Below are 17,700 nucleotides of genomic sequence, written 5' to 3' on the forward strand. Positions count from 1 at the left end.
CGCACGCCGCAGCGGCCGGTGACCCGATCGGGTCACCGGCCGCTGCGGCGTGCGACACCGGCGCCCGGCCAGCAGTCCGGAGCGGGTCGCGCGGGTCAGGTCTGCTGGAGCAGCCGGCCGAAGGCGGGGGACCGCCGGAGGGCGACCGTCCGCCCGCCGAGCGCGGCGACGTCTAGGTGGTCGCGGAGGAGCTCCAGCGCGGCGCCGGACAGCGACGTCACCGACCCGGCGTCGATCACGTCGACCCGCACCGGCTCGCGGCCGTAGCGGCGCTGGAAGGCCGCGACGACGTCGGCGTCCACCGCCCCGGCCAGGCACAGTGCCCGCCCGTCGGCGGTGTTCAGCAACCGGACCAGGCCGCGCTGGCTCGAGGGTGACGACGTCACCCGACCAGTGTGCCGCCCGCCGGGGTCGGCCGCCGCTCCCGGCGTACGGGGGTGGACCCGTGGAGTCGTCGGCCCGGGCTCGCCCAGGTGTGACCTGCACCCACCGACTAGGTTCGTCGTGACACAGGACGAGCGCGATCGGCGAGGTGAGCACGGTGGGCAGGTCGGTGCTGGTGACCGGGGGGAACCGGGGGATCGGGCTGGCCATCGCCCGCTCGTTCGCCGAGGCGGGTGACTCCGTGGCGGTGACCCACCGCGGCAGCGGCGCCCCGGACGGGCTGTTCGGGGTGCAGTGCGACGTCACCGACGCCGCCGCCGTCGACCGCGCCTTCACCGAGGTCGAGGAGCACCAGGGCCCGGTCGAGGTGCTGGTCAGCAACGCCGGGATCACCCGCGACGGGCTGCTGCTGCGGATGGGCGAGGACGCGTTCACCGACGTCATCGACGCCAACCTGACCGCTGCGTACCGGGTCGCCAAGCGGGCGGCGCCGAAGATGGTGCGCGCCCGCGCGGGACGGATGATCTTCATCTCCTCGGTCGTCGGGTTGCTCGGTTCGGCCGGGCAGGTCAACTACGCAGCGAGCAAGTCCGGCCTGGTCGGGCTGGCCCGCTCGATCGCCCGGGAGCTCGGCGGGCGCAACATCACCGCCAACGTGGTGGCGCCGGGATTCGTGTCGACGGACATGACCGCGGAGCTGCCCGAGAAGCGTCAGCAGGAGATCCTCGGGCAGGTGCCGCTCGGTCGGCTCGCCGAGGCAGACGAGATCGCCGGCGTCGTCCGCTTCCTGGCGGGCGAGCAGGCGGGGTACATCACCGGGGCGGTCGTCCCGGTCGACGGTGGACTGGGGATGGGGCACTGATGGGCATTCTGGACGGCAAGAAGATCCTGGTCGCCGGCGTGCTGACCGAGCAGTCGATCGCGTTCTCGGTCGCGCGCCTCGCGCAGGAGCAGGGCGCCACCGTCGTCCTGTCCAACTTCGGCCGGGCGCTGTCGCTGTGCCAGCGGATCGCCAAGCGGCTGCCGCAGGAGGCGGCCGTGGTCGAGCTGGACGTGACGAACACCGAGCACCTGGCCACGCTGGCCGACCGGCTGCGCGAGCACGTCGACGGCCTGGACGGCGTCGTCCACTCCATCGGCTTCGCGCCGCAGGAGGCGATGGGCGACGGCTTCCCGGAGGTGGCGTGGGAGCACGCGGCGACGGCGTTCCAGGTCTCGTCCTGGTCGCTGGCCTCCCTGACCCAGGCCTGCCGCCCGCTGTTCGGCGACACCGCCTCGGTGGTCGGGCTGACCTTCGACGCCACCGTCGCGTGGCCGGTCTACGGGTGGATGGGCGCGGCGAAGGCGGCCCTGGAGTCGACTTCCCGCTACCTGGCCCGTGAGCTGGGCCCCGAGGGCGTCCGGGTCAACCTGGTCGCCGCCGGCCCGCTGCGCACCATGGCGATGAAGTCGATCCCGGGCAGCGCGCAGTTCGAGGAGGCCTGGGAGGGTCGCGCGCCGCTGGGCTGGTCGGTCACCGACACCGAGCCGGCCGGCAAGGCCGTCGCCGCGCTGCTGTCGGACTGGTTCCCGGCGACCACCGGCGAGATCGTGCACGTCGACGGCGGCTTCCACGCGGTGGGCGTGTGACGGCGATGTCCGTTCCCGATCTGTCCCGCCCGCGGCACCCGCTGCCGGAGGGCGCATCGATCACCCCGGCGGGGCAGCAGCCCGACCAGCCGCCCTCGCTGGCGGTGCGCAACAACGGCGGCGTGGCCCCCTCGGCCGAGCCGGCCCCGGCCGGGCGCCGCGAGGCGCTGCTCGTGCTCGGCTTCGGCGGCCCCGAGGGCCACGAGGACGTGATGCCGTTCCTGCTCAACGTCACCCGCGGCCGGGGCATCCCGCCCGAGCGGCTGGAGGCCGTCGCCGAGCACTACCACCACTTCGGCGGCGTCAGCCCGATCAACGACCAGAACAAGGCGCTGGTCGCCGCGCTGGAGGCCGAGCTCGCCGGGGCCGGCATCGACCTGCCGGTGTACTGGGGCAACCGCAACTGGGCGCCCTACGTCGAGGACGCCTGGCGGCAGATGGCCGAGGACGGCATCGAGCACGCCTACGTGCTCGCCACCTCGGCCTACGCCTCCTTCTCCGGCTGCCGGCAGTACCACGAGGACGTCGCCCGGGCCCGGGTCGCGCTTGAGCTCGACGCCTCCGCCCCGGCCGGCCCCACCGCCGAGAAGCTGCCGCACTACTTCGACGCACCGGGGTTCGTCCAGGCCAACGCCGAGGCGCTGGCCGCTGCGATCGCCTCGCTGCCCGAGGAGGTCCGCGGCACGGCTCGGCTGGTGGCGACCGCGCACAGCATCCCGAACGCGATGGCCGCGGTGGCCGGTCCGGACGGCGGGGCCTACGAGGCCGAGCTGCAGCGGGCCGCCGAGCTGGTCGTCGAGGCGGCGGCACCGGGGCGGGGCTTCGACCTGGTGTGGCAGAGCCGCAGCGGGCCGCCGTCGGTGCCGTGGCTGGAGCCGGACGTGAACGACCACCTGCGCGCGCTGGCCGAGTCGGGGGAGACCGCCGTCGTCCTCTTCCCGGTCGGCTTCATCTCCGACCACCTCGAGGTCATCTGGGACCTGGACAACGAGGCCGAGGAGACCGCCGGCGAGCTGGGGCTGGGCTTCGCCCGGGCGGCGACCGCGGGCACGCACCCGGCGTTCGTGGCGTCGCTGCGGGAGCTGCTGGCCGAACGTCGTTCCGGCGGGGAGCCCCGGCTGGGCACCAACTGCCCGGCCAACTGCTGCTTCGTCCAGCGCCCCACTCGCCCGGCGGCCTGAGCTCCGGTCTTTCGCGGAGCCCCACCCGCTCTGCCGCCGCTGCCCTGGCGTCAGAGCGGGTGGGACGGCGCGGGAGCCCGCGGCTCAGCGCCGCGGGACCCAGTTGTAGGCGGCGACCGTCGCCTCGCGGACGGCGGTGGCCAGCGGGCGCAGCGCCTCGTCGCGGGCCGCTGCCTGGGCGTGGGTGACCGCGGCCCCCGGCGCGTCGGCCATCGCCAGGTCCAGCACCTGCGACAACCGCTGCGCCCGGCCCAGCACCGACAGCGCCACCGGGTCGTGGTCGGCCGGCAGCCCCGGGGCGTGCACCGTGCGGGCCAGCCCGGCCAGCAGCCCGGGGACCTCCGGGTTCCACCGCGCCAGGTCCAGCGAGGCGAGCGTGCGGGCCGCGTCGCCGACGGCGAGGTCCAGTGCGCCGGAGACCGCCCGGAGGTTGCCTTCCGCCGGCGGTGCCAGGGGCGGGGCGCCGTCGAGGGAGATCGCCGCCCAGGAGACCGCCTCGGGCCCCAGCGCCTCCGGGACCAGGGCGAGCCGGGAGCCGACGGCGGCCTGTCCCGACTCCAGGCCGAGCGCGACCAGGTCGGGCACCGCGGGCAGACCGCGGGTGTCGCCGGGGACCGGCAGCACCAGCCGCAGCCGTTGCTCACCCAGCCCGCGCAGCGCGCTCAGCGCCCAGCCCAGCGGCACTGCCTCGTCGGTGCCGGGCAGTCCGACGACCCGGTGGGCCGTCTCGCCCAGCAGGACGTCGAGCGCCTCGTCGTAGGAACTGCGGCCGGTGAGCCAGGCGGTGGCCCAGACGGCGAACCGGCCGGCGGCGATGTCGTGCACGGTGAACGAGGCTACGACGGTCGCGCCACCGCCCGGCACCGACCGACCAGTCCGGTGCGCCGCCGCGCACGGGACGGAGGCCGGATGGTGCCTGCTCGTGCCAGACTCGGGGCGTGCCCGCCTGGTTGCTCTGGTTGATCGCCTCAGGGCTGTTCGCGGCCGGTGAGGTCGCCAGCCTGGACCTCGTGCTGCTGATGTTCGCCGGTGGCGCGCTGGGTGGCATGGGCGTCGCCCTGCTGGGTGGGCCGGTGCTGCTCCAGGTGATCGCCTTCATCGTCGTCTCGGTCGGGCTGCTCGTGCTCGTCCGGCCGGTCGCGAAGCGGCACCTGGTCGACCGCACGCCCGAGCAGATCGACGGTGTCGCGACCTACGTGGGCCGCGAGGCCGTGGTCAGCCAGCGGGTCGACAACGACGAGGGGCGCATCCGCCTCGGCGACGACGAGTGGACGGCCCGTACCCAGCTCGACGACGAGGCCTACGAGGTCGGCGACGAGGTCCGCATCGTGCAGATCGAGGGCCCGATCGCCTACGTCAGCCACCTGTGAGCCCGCGATCGGGTGACCCGGGGCCCCGGGGGTGCCCGTGCGGAGCCGGACGGGGCAGGATCGGTTCGCCGCACCCCTCCTAGGAACGGAGCACCGCCCTCGTGACACCCGCCTTGATCGCTCTGATCGTGATCGCCGTGCTCGTGGCCTTCGTCCTGGCCAAGAGCGTGACGATCGTCCCCCAGGCGCAGGCGAAGGTGGTCGAACGCCTGGGCCGGTACAGCCGCACCCTCTCACCCGGTCTGGCGCTGCTCGTGCCGTTCGTCGACCGGGTGCGCGCGACGATCGACCTGCGCGAGCAGGTCATCTCCTTCCCACCGCAGCCGGTGATCACCGCCGACAACCTGCAGGTCGGCATCGACACCGTCGTCTACTTCCAGGTCACCGACCCGCGCCTGGCGGTCTACGGGATCGCCAACTACATCACCGGCATGGAGCAGCTCACCACCACGACGCTGCGCAACGTCGTCGGTGGGCTGAACCTCGAGGGCGCGCTGACCGGCCGGGACGGGATCAACTCCCAGCTGCGCAGCGTGCTCGACGGCACCACCGGCCCGTGGGGCCTGCGGGTGGCCCGGGTCGAGATCAAGGCGATCGACCCGCCGCCGTCCATCCAGGACTCGATGGAGAAGCAGATGCGCGCCGACCGCGACAAGCGCGCGGTCATCCTCACGGCCGAGGGGCAGCGGCAGTCGGCGATCACCACCGCCGAGGGCCAGAAGGCCGCGTCGATCCTGTCCGCGGAGGGCAAGAAGCAGGCCGCGATCCTGGACGCCGAGGCCGAGCGGCAGAGCCGGATCCTGCGCGCCGAGGGTGAGCGCGCCGCGCTGTTCCTGCAGGCGCAGGGGCAGGCGAAGAGCATCGAGACGGTGTTCCAGGCGATCCACGACGGCAAGCCCGACCAGGGGCTGCTGGCCTACCAGTACCTGCAGACGCTGCCGAAGATCGCCCAGGGCGACGCCAACAAGATGTGGATCGTGCCCAGCGAGTTCAGCAAGGCGCTGGAGGGGCTGGGCAAGCTGGGCGGCGGGGGCGAGGACGGCGACGGGGCCCGCAGCTGGCTGGACGTCGATGCGCCCTCCGCCGGGCAGGGCGCCGGTGCGAGCCAGCCACCGGCGTCCTCACTGGACACCAGCAACTGGTTCGACTCGAACCTGCCGCCGGCCGCCGAGCAGCCCGAGGCCAAGATCTCGCTGTCCAGCATCGCCGACCAGGCCGGGGGGACGGCGCCGCAGATCCCCAAGCCGCCGCCGCTGTCCCAGGTCAAGCAGGACGTGCAGGAGAGCGGCCCGGCCGCCGACCCGCGCAACCGCTCCGCGGACGACGACCCGCTGGAGCTCCCCCCGTCCTGACACACCGGACGCCGATGGCCCAGGACTCGACGAGTCCTGGGCCATCGGCGTCTCCGGCCCCCTTGCAGGGTCCCGCCGCGAGCTTGCGAGCGGTGGGGGGCAAGGGGGTCCTTCATCAGTCCTTGAGGAGGCCCTCGCGGAGCTTGGCCAGGGTCTGGCTGAGCAGCCGGGACACGTGCATCTGGGAGATCCCGATGTCCGCGGCGATCTGCGACTGGGTCATGTTGCCGAAGAACCGCAGGATCAGGATCCGGCGCTCGCGCGGCGGGATGGTGGCCAGCAGCGGCTGCAGCGACTCGCGGTACTCCACGCCCTCCAGAGCAGCGTCCTCCTCGCCGAGCGTCGCCGCCAGGGTGGGGGAGTCCTCCTCACCGGAGAGGCGCTCGTCCAGCGAGCTGCTGCGGTAGGCGTTGGCGACCGCGAGGCCCTCGAGGACCTCCGCCCGCGGGATGCCGAGGTGCTCGGCGAGCTCGGACGGCGTGGGTGCGTGCCCGTTCTTCTGGGACAGCTCGCTGACCGCCGCGTTCAGCGAGAGGTGCAGCTCCTGCAGTCGCCGCGGCACCCGCACCGACCAGCCCTGGTCGCGGAAGTGCCGCTTGATCTCGCCGGTGATCGTCGGCACGGCGAAGGAGAGGAACTCCACCCCGCGGCTCGGGTCGAACCGGTCGATGGCGGCGATCAGGCCGAGGGTGCCGACCTGGAGGAGGTCGTCGAAGGGCTCGCCACGGTTGCTGAACCGGCGCGCGAAGTGCCGGACCAGCGGCAGGTGCTCCTCGACCAGGATCTCCCGCAGCCGCTCCCGGCGCGGGTCGCCCTTGTCCAGGGTCGCCAGCTCGGCGAACAGGGGCGCGGTCCGTTCCGCCCGCTTCCGGTTGTCCGACATCGGCACCGGCTCGGCGGCCGCCTCCGGGGCGACCGCTGGGGTCTCGGCGGAGGAGTCCGTCGGGGTCGTCTCCGTGGGTTCCGTCGTCATCTCGGTCTCCGGAGCTGCGCCGGCGCCCGCAGGGGTCTCGGTGGCCGGGGTGGGGGAACCGGTGGGCTCACCCGGGCCGAGGACGGCGTCGTCGGCAGCCGGGGAGTCCGGAGCAGCCGACCGGGTCACCGTGCGACCGACACGTCGGGGTCGGACTGCTCGGTCAGGGCGTCGATCGCGCTGTAGCGCCGCAGCTGCTTCACCAGGGTGATGCAGGCGACCGGCGTGGCCTGGCCGTTGCCGGCTGCCACGACCGACTGGTTGCTCGGCCCGGCCTCGACCGTGTCGACCAGGGTGTGCAGCACCGCCCAGCCGAAGCCGTCCCGCGGCACGTCGACACCGGGCGCGGTCGGCACCCAGGCATCGATCCGCAGGCCGTCGCGGGCGGCCTCGAACACGACCGTCAGCGGTGCGTCGCCCAGGGCGACGGAGGAGAGCGTGGCGCAAGCCTCGTCGACGGCGAGGCGGAGGTCCTCCACCGCATCGAGGTCGAAGTCCATCCGCATCGCCAGGTCACCGGTCATCGCGCGCACCGCGGGCAGCTGGGTGGGCGAGGTGGGGACTCGCAGCTCCAGCCGCTCGGTGCGCCGCTCGCCGGTGGCGGCGCCCGTCGTGTCGACCATGCGTCGTTTGCTCCTTCGTCGTCCCCGCACTCCCGGACGGGAGCGCGGCTGTCCATCTTCGCGCACCCGCCCGCGGCTCCAGCACGGAGCGCGAGCGACGAACGGCCGCTCTGCGACGGGTGCCCGGGCCGAGCCCGGCTCCCTTGACGGTAGACCGACCGCCTGGCTGCGTTGCCCGCTGGGGCGTCCCGTCAAACGTGCGATCTGCGGTCGCCACCCGACCGGGAAGTGCGGTGACCGCCCGTGTTTGGGTCGACCCGGTCGTGTGCATCCCTCGGTCGTGAGACTGCGGCGCAGTGACGTGCACGCCCCGGGCTGGACCCGGCGTCGCGCCGGCAAGGGCTTCTCCTACCTCGACGAGGCCGGGGGCGCGATCAAGGACGACCGGCTGGACCGCGTGCGGGCGCTGGCGATCCCCCCGGCCTGGAAGGACGTGTGGATCTGCCCGTGGCCCAACGGCCACATCCAGGCCGTCGGCACCGACGCCGCCGGGCGGCGGCAGTACCGCTACCACGACGAGTGGCGGGCCAAGCGGGACGCCGCCAAGCACGAGCGGGTGCTGGAGATCTCCCACCAGCTGCCCGACGTCCGGGACGAGGTGGTGTCCGCGCTGCGCACCCGCGGGCTCAACCGCGAGCGGGTGCTGGCGTGCGCCGTCCGGCTGCTGGACCTCGGCGCCTTCCGGGTGGGCAGCGAGCAGTACGCCGAGGACAACGGCACCTACGGGCTGGCCACGCTGCGCCGCGAGCACGTCGAGGTGCGCGGGGAGCGGGTCTTCTTCCACTACACCGCCAAGGGCGGCATCGACCGGGAGGTCGAGCTGCTCGACCGGCCGACCGCGACCGTCGTCCGGCAGCTGCTGGAGCGCCCCGAGGACGAGGGCGAGGAGCTGCTCGGCTACCGGCTGGCGGACGGGAGCTGGCACGACGTGACCAGCGACGAGGTCAACGCCTTCCTCAAGGAGGTCAGCGGGGCCGAGATCACCGCCAAGGACTTCCGCACCTGGACGGCGACGGTGATGATGGCCGCCACGCTGGCCGAGACCCCCACGCCGAGCAGCCGGACGGCGCGCAAGCGGGCGGTGCGGGAGGCCTACGTCAAGGTCTCCGAGCAGCTGGGCAACACCCCGACGGTCTGCAGGACCAGCTACGTCGACCCTCGCGTGGTCGACCGCTACGAGCACGGCGAGACGGTCGCCGACGCCCTCACCGAGGCCGCCCAGGCGCCCGACGACCGCACGGCGCAGCAGACCATCGAGTCCGCGGTCTGCCAACTGCTCAGCGCCTGACGAAGGCCCGCTGACGGTCTGTCGCCAGACGACGACGGCGCCCCACCCGGAGGTGGAGCGCCGTCGCCGTACCGGGTGAGGGCCTGGGATCAGGCCTTCTCGGCGATCGTGAACAGGTCGATGAGGCCGGTGACCTCGAGCGGCCGGGTCACGGCGCGGGTGTTGGCCACCAGCCGCAGGCCGACGTCGCGGGAGCGCGCCGACTTCTGGGTCTCCACGAGCACGGCCAGGCCGGCCGAGCCGAGGAACTGGACACCGCACAGGTCGATGACCAGTGCGGTCGGCTGCTGCTCGAGCTGGGTGTCCAGGGACGCCCGGAGGACGGGGGCGGTGAAGGTGTCGACCTCGCCGACGACCGTCACGGTGACCGTGCCGTCGTCGTCGGTGGACGTCGACAGCGTGATCACGTCGTCGAAGGGGGCGTCGTTCGAGTCAGCCGGGGCTGACACGTCGCGCGAGCCCTCGGCGGGTGAGTCGGATGAGGTCACGGACTGCAGCTCCTCTCAGCGGCGATGCCTGGTGGGCACGCGGATGCCCGGACAATGTACTGCGGTACACCGTCCGGTCCAGACGCGGCCCGGGACACCGAGGTTCGTGAACGCCTCCCGAGGAGCTCTCGGGCAGGCCACGGCTGGCTGCTCAACCGTGGGCCCAACCTAGCCGCGTCATGATCGCGGCACCAATCCAGTGCTCAACCGCTCGACGGACGGGCCACGACCGGCCGGTCCGTCGAGCGACGCCCAGGGCTCAGGTGCCCTCGACGACGTGCACCGCGCTCTCCTCGGGACCCTCGCCACCGGCCGGCGCGTCGGCGAAGGCCTCGACGTCGTCGCCGGTGCGGTTGGTCCCGGAGTCGCTGAGCCGGTCGGTGTCCTCGTCCTGGTCGAGCTGGGCGACGGCCCGGTCGGGGTCCTCGGCGGGGCGCACGTCGGACGCGTCGTCCGGGATCTCCCGCTCCAGCCGGCCGCTCAGCGGCTCGCCCTCGGACTGCTCGCGGGCCGTCGTCCCGAAGTCGACGGCCTGGTGTGCGCGGTCGCCGGGCTCGGGGGCGAACTCCGGGTCCTCGGCGCGGGCCATGGTCGGGCTGTCGTCCTGGGAGACCTCGGGGATGCCGTTGTCCTCGGGGAACACGTCGCGGGCGGTCTGGCCCTCGGGGCCGACGTCGCCGCGGGGGCCGTCCGTCGTGCCGGTGAGCCCCCGCTCGTCGTCGGGGAACTCGGCGTCGTTGAGTGCGGAGTCGCGGGCGGCGCGGTCCGGGTCGGTCATGGGAGTGCCTCCGTTCTGCGCGCCACAGGGGCGGGCGCGCTCGTCCGTCCGGGGGACGGGGGAGCCGGTCGGGTGACCGGCGTCGTGGTCGGCCCCTACCCGAGGCCCTGTCCGGCATGCGTGATCCCGGTCCCGCCGCCGCATGGCACCGGGGGTCGCGGGTACCGGCGCGGCATGGCGATCACAGACGAGGTGCAGCGGATCGGGCGACCGGTCCGCCGCTGGGCCCGCACCCAGCAGGAGGAGTACACGCAGGGAGAGGCCCGGCCGCTGGCCGCGGACCTGGGTGCGATGAGCGTCTACATGGGCCTGGTGGGCGCGGCGGCGACGGCGATCCGGGTGTCGGGGCGCGAGCTGCCCAGCCGGATCCCGCTGGGGGACGCCGTCCTGCTCACCGTCGGCACCTTCCGGCTGGCCCGGCGGATCGCCAAGGACCCCGTCACCGCCCCGGTGCGCGCACCGTTCGTCAGCTACCAGGGGACGTCGGGGGAGGCCGAGGTCGCCGAGGAGGTCCGTGAGCACGGGGGCGTCAAGCACGCCGTGGGGGAGCTGCTGACCTGCCCGTTCTGCATGGCCCAGTGGGTCGGCACGGGCTTCGTGCTCGGCTACGTGACCGCGCCGCGGGCGACCCGGCTGGCCGCCCTGACCATGACGATGGTGGCCGGCTCCGACGTGCTGCAGTTCGTCTACGACGCCATCCAGAACGGCGGGCTGCGGCCCGGTGACGACGAGGAGGCAGGGAGCCTCACCGGCCAGGAGGTCTGACCACGGGTCAGGCGTCACGCTGCGTGGCCGCCGGGTGTCGGTGGTCCGCGGTGTGACGCCGCGGCCGGGTTCCCCGACCGGGTGAGGCGCTGCACTGAGTGACCGTCTCGGGCTGCCGCGCGGGCACCCGGGCACCTATCCTGTGATCTTGTCGAGAACGGCGGGCGTCACCGGACCCCGCGGACAGGAGGCGGTCATGCGGTCGATCTGGCGCGGCGCGGTCTCCTTCGGTCTGGTCAGCATCGCGGTGAAGCTGTACTCGGCCACCGAGGACCACGACATCCGCTTCCACCAGGTGCACAAGGCCGACGGCGGGCGGGTCAAGTACCGCCGGGTCTGCTCGGTCGACGGCGAGGAGCTCGAGTACGGCGACATCGCCAAGGGCTACGAGCTGCCCGACGGCCAGCTGGTCGTGCTGACCGACGAGGACTTCGACCAGCTCCCGCTGGGCACCACGCACGAGATCGAGGTGCTCCAGTTCGTCGACCAGGAGCAGATCGACCCGATCCACTTCGAGAAGACGTACTACCTGGAGCCCGACGGCGTCGCGACCCGCCCCTACGTGCTGCTGCGCACCGCGCTGGAGAACGCCGGCCAGGTGGCGATCACCAAGATCGCCATCCGGCAGCGGGAGTCGCTGGCCGCGCTGCGGGTCCGGGAGGGCGTGCTGGTGCTGCACACCATGCGCTGGCCCGACGAGATCCGCCGGCCCGGGTTCACCTTCCTCGACGAGGAGGTGCCGGTCCGGCCGCAGGAGCTGGCCATGGCCGAGTCGCTGATCTCCACGATGGCCGGGGACTTCGACGCCACCCAGTTCACCGACGACTACCGCGAGGCGATGACCGCGCTGCTGGAGGCCAAGCAGTCCGGCGGTGAGGTCCAGCCGGCGCCGGAGGCAGCCGACGACGGCGGTGGCGCGGTGGTCGACCTGATGAGCGCGCTGCGGCGCAGCGTCGAGCGCGCCGGCGGCAGCACCCCCGCCGCCGGCTCGGACGACGGCGGGGACGACGAGACCGACGCCGCCCCGGCGAAGAAGACGACGGTGCGCAAGGCCCCGGCGAAGAAGGCCGCCGAGGGGGAGAGGGCGCCGGCGAAGAAGGCCCCCGCCCGGAAGGCAGCGCCGAAGAAGGCCACGGCGAAGGGGTCCGCGCCGGAGGAGGCAGCGGCCGACGACGAGCCGGCGAAGCCGGCCAAGCGCGCCTCCCGCCCCCGCAAGACCGCCTGACCCGCGATGGCCGCCGCCGACCCGCTGGCCTCCTACCGGGCCAAGCGGGACCCGACCCGCACCGCCGAGCCGGTCCCGCCGGCCGGGCAGCCGCTGCCGATCGGGGACGACGACACGTTCGTCGTCCACGAGCACCACACGCCGCGCGGCCGCACCGGCGAGCGGGTGCACTGGTACCTGCGGCTGGAACGCGGGGGCGTGCTGAAGAGCTGGGCGGTGCCGAAGGGCCCGCCGGCCGAGCCGGGGGTGAACCGGCTCGCCGTCCCCACCGAGGACCACCCGCTGGAGTACGCCTCCTTCTCCGGCACGATCGCCGCCGGCGAGTACGGCGGCGGGGTCTCCACCATCTGGGACGCCGGCCGCTACGCCACCGAGACCTGGACCGACGACCACGTCACCGTGGCGTTCGACGGGCAGCGGCTGACCGGCCGGCACGTGCTGTTCCGGCTGCCCGACGGCAGCTGGGCGCTGCGCAAGCTCGACCCCGACCCGGTGGTCGCCGAGCCCGTCGCCGACGGTGTGCCGGAGGACCTGCCGCCGATGCTCGCCGCGATCGGGGAGCTGCCCGCGGCCGGTGACCTGCGCTGGGGCTACGAGTTCAAGTGGGACGGCGTCCGGGCGCTGGCGCACGTGCGGTCGGGGCGGGTGCGGCTGCGGGCCCGCAGCGGCAACGACGTCACCGCCAGCTACCCCGAGCTCGGGCCGCTGCCGGATGCCCTGGCCGGTCGCGACGCGGTGGTCGACGGTGAGGTCGTCGCCCTCGATGCGCGGGGCCGGCCGGACTTCGGGCTGCTGCAGGGCCGGATGCACCGCAGCGGGCCGGAGGTGGCCCGGCTGGCCGTGGCTGCCCCGGTCAGCTACCTGGTCTTCGACCTGCTGGCGCTGGACGGGGAGGACCTGCTCGGGCTGCCCTACACCACCCGCCGCAACCGGCTCGACGCGCTCGGGCTGGGCTCGGACCGCTGGGTGACCACCCCCTGGTTCCGCGGCGACACCGCCGGCGTGGGTCAGCAGGTGCAGGCGGCCAGCCGGGAGAACGGGCTGGAGGGCGTCGTCGCCAAGCGGCTGGACTCCGGCTACCGCCCGGGTGGCCGCGGACCGGACTGGCGCAAGGTGAAGAACCTCCGCACCCAGTCGGTCGTCGTCGGCGGCTGGCGCCCGGGGGCCGGGCGGCGGGCCGGCGGCATCGGCTCCCTGCTGCTCGGGGTGCACGACGAGGAGGGCCGGCTGGTCTTCGCCGGGCACGTGGGCACCGGCTTCACCGCGAAGGCGCTGGCCGATCTCGAGCCGCTGCTCACCCCGCGGTCGTCCGCGCCGTTCGCAGACCCACTGCCGCGCGAGGTGACCCGGGACGCGCACTGGGTCGATCCGGTGCTGGTCGGCGAGGTCGCGTTCACCGAGTGGACCCGGGAGCGCCGGCTGCGGCACCCCTCCTGGCGCGGGCTGCGCGACGACCTGGCCCCCGCCGACGTGGTGGTGGAGCCCGGATGAGCCGGCAGCGGGTGCAGATCGAGGGCCGCCAGCTGGAGGTCTCCAACCTGGAGAAGGTGCTCTTCCCCGAGGTGGGGTTCACCAAGGCGCAGGTGATCGACTACTACGTGCGGATCGCCCCGGTGCTGCTCCCGCACGTGGCGCACCGGCCGGTCACCTTCACCCGCTGGCCGTCCGGCGTCGAGGGCACGGCGTTCTTCGAGAAGAACAGCGCCCGGCACGCCCCGGAGTGGGTGCGGTCGGTGACGGTGCCCTCGCCCGGGTCCTCGCGCGGGCGGGAGACGCTGGACATGGTGCTGCTCTCCGCCGTCCCCGATCTGGCGTGGTCGGCCAACCTCGCCGCGCTCGAGGTGCACGTGCCGCAGTGGCAGGTCGACGAGGCCGGGACGGCGCAGCTGCCCGACCTGCTGGTGCTCGACCTCGACCCGGGCCCGGGCACCGGGGTGGTCGAGTGCGCGCGGGTGGCGCACCGGCTGCGCGAGCGGCTGGTCGCCGACGGGCTGGACCCGGTGGTGAAGACGTCGGGGTCCAAGGGGCTACAGGTCTACGCCCCGATCGAGTGCGCCGACAAGGAGCACCCCAGCCGGTACGCCAAGGCGCTGGCCCAGGAGCTCACCCGGCAGACGCCCGATGAGGTCGTCTGGCGGATGGAGAAGGCGCTGCGGCCGGGCAAGGTCCTCGTCGACTGGAGCCAGAACAACACGGCGAAGACGACGGTCGCGCCGTACTCGCTGCGCGCCCGGCCGTTCGCCACGGTCTCCACCCCGCTGCGCTGGGCCGAGGTCGACGCGCTGCGCGCGGGCGGCGACCCGGAGTCCGTCCGCTTCCGCACCGACGACGTCCTGGCCCGGGTCGCCGAGCACGGTGACCTGTTCGACGTCGCCGACCGCACCCGCGCCGTCCTGCCCTGACCCACCCACCCAGCGGCGCATCGCGTCGCTGTTGAGATCATGTGGCGCATGTCAGCGCCACGAGAGCCCCACACGACCGACCTGGGGCGGCTGGTCGTCCGCTGCCCCGACCGGCCGGGCATCGTCGCGGTGCTCTCCGGGCTGATGGCCGAGGTCGGTGCCAACATCACCGAGTCCCAGCAGCACTCCTCGGACCCGCTGGGCGGCACGTTCACCCTGCGGCTGGAGTTCGTCCTCACCGACCTGGCGACCCGCCGCACCGAGCTGGAGGCGGCCCTCGCCGGTCTCGCGGGGGAGTGGCAGTTCACCTGGCGGCTGACCGAGGCCGCCCGCATCCCACGGCTGGCGGTCTTCGTCTCCAAGGCCGACCACGTGCTGCAGGAGCTGCTCTACCGGGTGGGCTCGGGTGACCTGCGGGCCGAGATCGCCGCCGTCATCTCCAACCACCCCGACCTGGAGCCGGTGGCCCGGGCACACGGGGTGCCGTTCCACCACGTGCCGGTCACCCCCGACACCAAGGACGACGCCGAGGCCCGCGCCCTGGAGCTGATCGGGGACGTCGACCTGGTCGTGCTGGCCCGGTACATGCAGATCGTCTCGGCCGACTTCTGCGGCCGCTTCCCGGAGCGGCTGATCAACATCCACCACAGCTTCCTGCCGGCGTTCGTCGGCGCGAACCCGTACCGGGCCGCTCACGACCGGGGCGTGAAGCTGATCGGGGCGACCGCGCACTACGTGACCGCGGAGCTGGACGCCGGCCCGATCATCGAGCAGGAGGTGGCCCGGGTCGACCACCGCGCCACCGTCGAGGACATGCGCCGGATCGGTCGCTACGTCGAGCGCCAGGTGCTGGCCCAGGCGGTCACCTGGCACGTCGAGGACCGCGTCGTCGTCGAGGGCGACCGCACCATCGTCTTCGCCTGAGCCCGGCGGCCCTCCCTCGACAGGTGGAGTTCACCTGCTCTTGATTTGACTGAATCAAGAAAGCGAGGTTGACTCGTTGCTGATGGAGACGACCTGGGAGCAGCAGCTGCGGACGGCGGGGCTGCGCGTCACGCGGCCGCGGCTGTCCGTGCTCGGGGTGCTCGCCGAGCACCCGCACGTCGACGCCGACACCATCGCCACCGCCGCGCGCACCGTCCACCCCTCGATCTCGCCGCAGGCGGTCTACGGGGTGCTCAAGGCGCTCGTCGGCAGCGGGCTCGCCCGCCGCATCGAGCCGGCCGGTGGCCCGGCGCTGTACGAGCTGCGGGTCGGCGACAACCACCACCACCTGGTCTGCCGGGGGTGTGGGCTGATCGCCGACGTCGACTGCGTCGTGGGCCAGGCCCCCTGCCTGCAGCCCTCGGACGCGGCGGGCTTCGCCGTCGACGAGGCCGAGGTCGTCTTCTGGGGACTCTGCGCCGACTGTCAGGTCGCGCGCAGGACGCACGTGCACGGCACGAACAGTGCATTCGAAGAAGGAGTGATCGCATGACCGACGTCGCATCGCAGGGACCTGCCGCCAGTGAGGCCGAGCGGGCCGTCCTGACCAACCGTCAGGGACACCCGATCTACGACAACCAGAACCAGCGCACGGTGGGCTCGCGTGGCCCGGCCACGCTGGAGAACTACCAGTTCCTGGAGAAGATCAGCCACTTCGACCGGGAGCGCATCCCGGAGCGCGTCGTGCACGCCCGTGGCGCCACCGCGTTCGGCGTGTTCGTGGCCGACGGCACCGTCGGCGACGAGCCGATCAGCACGTACACCCGGGCCAAGCTCTTCCAGGAGAAGGGCAAGGAGACCGAGGTCGCGCTGCGCTTCTCCACCGTCGCCGGTGGCCGGGACTCCTCCGAGGCGGCGCGTGACCCGCGCGGCTTCGCGGTGAAGTTCTACACCGAGGACGGCAACTGGGACCTCGTCGGCAACAACCTGGGTGTCTTCTTCATCCGGGACGCCATCAAGTTCCCCGACTTCATCCACTCGCAGAAGCCCGACCCGGTGACCTTCGAGCGCCAGGTCGCCAACCGGGTCTTCGACTTCTGGTCGCAGTCGCCCGAGGCGCTGCACATGATGACGCTGGTCCTCAGCCCCCGCGGCCTGCCGGCGAGCTACCGCACCATGCAGGGCTTCGGTGTGAACACCTACAAGTGGGTCAACGCCGCCGGTGAGACCACGCTGGTGAAGTACCACTGGCTGCCCAAGCAGGGCGTCAAGTCCTGGACCGAGGCCGACGCCGCGGTCGCGCAGGGCAACGAGCTCGGCGTGCACACGAAGGACCTCTACGAGGCCATCGAGCGCGGCGAGTTCCCCTCCTGGGACCTGCACGTCCAGCTGATGGACGACCACGACCACCCGGAGCTGGACTTCGACCCGCTGGATGACACCAAGGTGTGGCCGGAGAACGAGTTCCCGCTGCGCAAGGTCGGCACTCTGACGCTGAACCGCACGCCGAAGGACTTCTTCACCGAGAGCGAGCAGATCGCCTTCGGCACCGGTGTCCTCGTCGACGGGCTGGACTTCTCCGACGACAAGATGCTCGTCGGCCGGACGTTCTCCTACTCCGACACCCAGCGCTACCGGGTGGGCCCCAACTACCTGCAGCTGCCGGTGAACCAGCCCAAGGGCGTCAAGGTCGCCACCAACCAGCGCGACGGGGCGATGGCCTACGGGGTGGACCTGGGTCCGGGGCAGAACCCGCACGTCAACTACGAGCCGTCGATCCTGGGCGGTCTGCGCGAGGGCCAGGCCCCCGCGCACGACGAGCAGGGCCCGGAGATCACCGGCCGGCTGACCCGCAAGCGGATCGAGCGCACCGACGACTACACCCAGGCCGGCCAGCGCTACCTGCTGTCGGAGCAGTGGGAGAAGGACGACCTCGTCGCCAACCTGATCGCCAACCTGTCGCAGTGCGACCGGCCGATCCAGGAGCGGATGATGTGGCACCTCTTCATGGTCGAGGACGAGCTCGGTCAGCGGGTCGGCGAGGGCCTGGGCATCAGCGCGGACGACGTCCGGGGGATGCCGCCGCTGCAGACCCAGACGCTCACCGAGGCCGAGCTCCAGCGTGCGGCCAACCTGGGCAAGAACGGCCCGCGCGACGTCTCGGGCTTGACGATGACGCACTGCGTGCCCAACGAGCACGTCGTCCTGGCCACGTGACCGGGGCTCGGTGACCCACCAGGGCTGACTGTGAGCATGGCGGGGCCGGCTCGTAGCTGGTGAGCTGGCGCCGGCAGCGGTAGGTGTGACTCCAGGTCTGA

19 protein-coding genes are annotated in these 17,700 nt (G+C 73.2%); 13 read left to right on the forward strand and 6 right to left on the reverse strand.

Annotated elements, in window-relative coordinates; genetic code table 11:
• Nucleotides 1–95: 95 nt before the first annotated feature.
• Entirely contained in the window at nucleotides 96–386 is a 291-nt protein-coding gene (locus tag O2W16_RS21465) for a hypothetical protein (protein WP_269160879.1), read from the reverse strand.
• 173 nt (nucleotides 387–559) lie between these two features.
• Between O2W16_RS21465 and fabG the strand changes: the two genes are divergently transcribed.
• Genes fabG through O2W16_RS21480 form a run of 3 tightly spaced genes read left to right on the forward strand, consistent with a single transcriptional unit; the run spans nucleotide 560 to nucleotide 3,194 of the window.
• Entirely contained in the window at nucleotides 560–1,246 is a 687-nt protein-coding gene (gene fabG, locus O2W16_RS21470; protein ID WP_269160880.1) for a 3-oxoacyl-ACP reductase FabG, read from the forward strand.
• Nucleotides 1,246–2,013 (forward strand): enoyl-ACP reductase FabI, encoded by a 768-nt coding sequence (gene fabI / locus O2W16_RS21475; protein ID WP_269160881.1) that lies wholly within the window; start codon nucleotides 1,246–1,248, stop codon nucleotides 2,011–2,013. The genes fabG and fabI overlap by 1 nt, the downstream gene beginning before the upstream one ends.
• A 5-nt stretch (nucleotides 2,014–2,018) precedes the next feature.
• Complete coding sequence (locus O2W16_RS21480; protein ID WP_269160882.1) at nucleotides 2,019–3,194, forward strand: ferrochelatase; 1,176 nt, start codon at nucleotides 2,019–2,021, stop codon at nucleotides 3,192–3,194.
• Nucleotides 3,195–3,278: 84 nt separating this feature from the next.
• Here O2W16_RS21480 and O2W16_RS21485 read toward each other — a convergent pair whose 3' ends face one another.
• Nucleotides 3,279–4,019, reverse strand: a complete 741-nt coding sequence (locus O2W16_RS21485; protein ID WP_269160883.1) for a hypothetical protein — start codon at nucleotides 4,017–4,019, stop codon at nucleotides 3,279–3,281.
• Nucleotides 4,020–4,132: 113 nt separating this feature from the next.
• Here O2W16_RS21485 and O2W16_RS21490 point away from each other — a divergent pair, with 113 nt between their 5' ends.
• Both O2W16_RS21490 and O2W16_RS21495 read left to right on the forward strand, forming a co-directional pair.
• A complete protein-coding gene (locus O2W16_RS21490; protein WP_269160884.1) occupies nucleotides 4,133–4,564 on the forward strand; it encodes an NfeD family protein in 432 nt (143 codons plus the stop codon).
• Nucleotides 4,565–4,665: 101 nt separating this feature from the next.
• A complete protein-coding gene (locus tag O2W16_RS21495; RefSeq protein WP_269160885.1) occupies nucleotides 4,666–5,916 on the forward strand; it encodes an SPFH domain-containing protein in 1,251 nt (416 codons plus the stop codon).
• A gap of 115 nt (nucleotides 5,917–6,031) precedes the next feature.
• Here the strand turns inward: O2W16_RS21495 and O2W16_RS21500 are convergent, their stop codons facing one another.
• The gene (locus O2W16_RS21500; RefSeq protein ID WP_269160886.1) at nucleotides 6,032–7,018 is read right to left on the reverse strand and encodes an RNA polymerase sigma factor SigF; all 987 of its coding nucleotides are present in this window, start codon (nucleotides 7,016–7,018) and stop codon (nucleotides 6,032–6,034) included.
• Nucleotides 7,015–7,512, reverse strand: coding sequence for an ATP-binding protein (locus O2W16_RS21505; RefSeq protein WP_269160887.1), 498 nt, complete (start codon nucleotides 7,510–7,512; stop codon nucleotides 7,015–7,017). Before O2W16_RS21505 ends, O2W16_RS21500 begins: the two co-directional genes overlap by 4 nt.
• A 280-nt stretch (nucleotides 7,513–7,792) precedes the next feature.
• On the opposite strand from O2W16_RS21505, the gene O2W16_RS21510 reads away from it, so the two are divergent.
• Entirely contained in the window at nucleotides 7,793–8,800 is a 1,008-nt protein-coding gene (locus O2W16_RS21510; protein WP_269160888.1) for a DNA topoisomerase IB, read from the forward strand.
• 89 nt (nucleotides 8,801–8,889) lie between these two features.
• Here O2W16_RS21510 and O2W16_RS21515 read toward each other — a convergent pair whose 3' ends face one another.
• Entirely contained in the window at nucleotides 8,890–9,288 is a 399-nt protein-coding gene (locus O2W16_RS21515; protein ID WP_269160889.1) for an STAS domain-containing protein, read from the reverse strand.
• Between the two features lie 259 nt (nucleotides 9,289–9,547).
• Nucleotides 9,548–10,066, reverse strand: a complete 519-nt coding sequence (locus tag O2W16_RS21520; RefSeq protein WP_269160890.1) for a hypothetical protein — start codon at nucleotides 10,064–10,066, stop codon at nucleotides 9,548–9,550.
• Between the two features lie 174 nt (nucleotides 10,067–10,240).
• On the opposite strand from O2W16_RS21520, the gene O2W16_RS21525 reads away from it, so the two are divergent.
• From O2W16_RS21525 to O2W16_RS21555, 7 genes are all read left to right on the forward strand, one after another.
• The gene (locus O2W16_RS21525; protein ID WP_269160891.1) at nucleotides 10,241–10,831 is read left to right on the forward strand and encodes a DUF1360 domain-containing protein; all 591 of its coding nucleotides are present in this window, start codon (nucleotides 10,241–10,243) and stop codon (nucleotides 10,829–10,831) included.
• Nucleotides 10,832–11,027: 196 nt separating this feature from the next.
• Nucleotides 11,028–12,056, forward strand: a complete 1,029-nt coding sequence (gene ku, locus O2W16_RS21530; protein ID WP_269160892.1) for a non-homologous end joining protein Ku — start codon at nucleotides 11,028–11,030, stop codon at nucleotides 12,054–12,056.
• 6 nt (nucleotides 12,057–12,062) lie between these two features.
• The gene (ligD, locus tag O2W16_RS21535; RefSeq protein WP_269160893.1) at nucleotides 12,063–13,547 is read left to right on the forward strand and encodes a non-homologous end-joining DNA ligase; all 1,485 of its coding nucleotides are present in this window, start codon (nucleotides 12,063–12,065) and stop codon (nucleotides 13,545–13,547) included.
• Entirely contained in the window at nucleotides 13,544–14,458 is a 915-nt protein-coding gene (gene ligD, locus O2W16_RS21540) for a non-homologous end-joining DNA ligase (protein ID WP_269160894.1), read from the forward strand. The genes ligD (O2W16_RS21535) and ligD (O2W16_RS21540) overlap by 4 nt, the downstream gene beginning before the upstream one ends.
• 48 nt (nucleotides 14,459–14,506) lie before the next feature.
• Complete coding sequence (gene purU, locus O2W16_RS21545; protein ID WP_269160895.1) at nucleotides 14,507–15,382, forward strand: formyltetrahydrofolate deformylase; 876 nt, start codon at nucleotides 14,507–14,509, stop codon at nucleotides 15,380–15,382.
• An 82-nt stretch (nucleotides 15,383–15,464) separates the two neighbouring features.
• Complete coding sequence (locus O2W16_RS21550; protein WP_269160896.1) at nucleotides 15,465–15,935, forward strand: Fur family transcriptional regulator; 471 nt, start codon at nucleotides 15,465–15,467, stop codon at nucleotides 15,933–15,935.
• Complete coding sequence (locus O2W16_RS21555) at nucleotides 15,932–17,599, forward strand: catalase (protein ID WP_269160897.1); 1,668 nt, start codon at nucleotides 15,932–15,934, stop codon at nucleotides 17,597–17,599. The genes O2W16_RS21550 and O2W16_RS21555 overlap by 4 nt, the downstream gene beginning before the upstream one ends.
• Nucleotides 17,600–17,700 lie beyond the last annotated feature (101 nt).

The organism is Modestobacter sp. VKM Ac-2984, assembly GCF_026967985.1.
Taxonomy (GTDB): domain Bacteria; phylum Actinomycetota; class Actinomycetes; order Mycobacteriales; family Geodermatophilaceae; genus Modestobacter.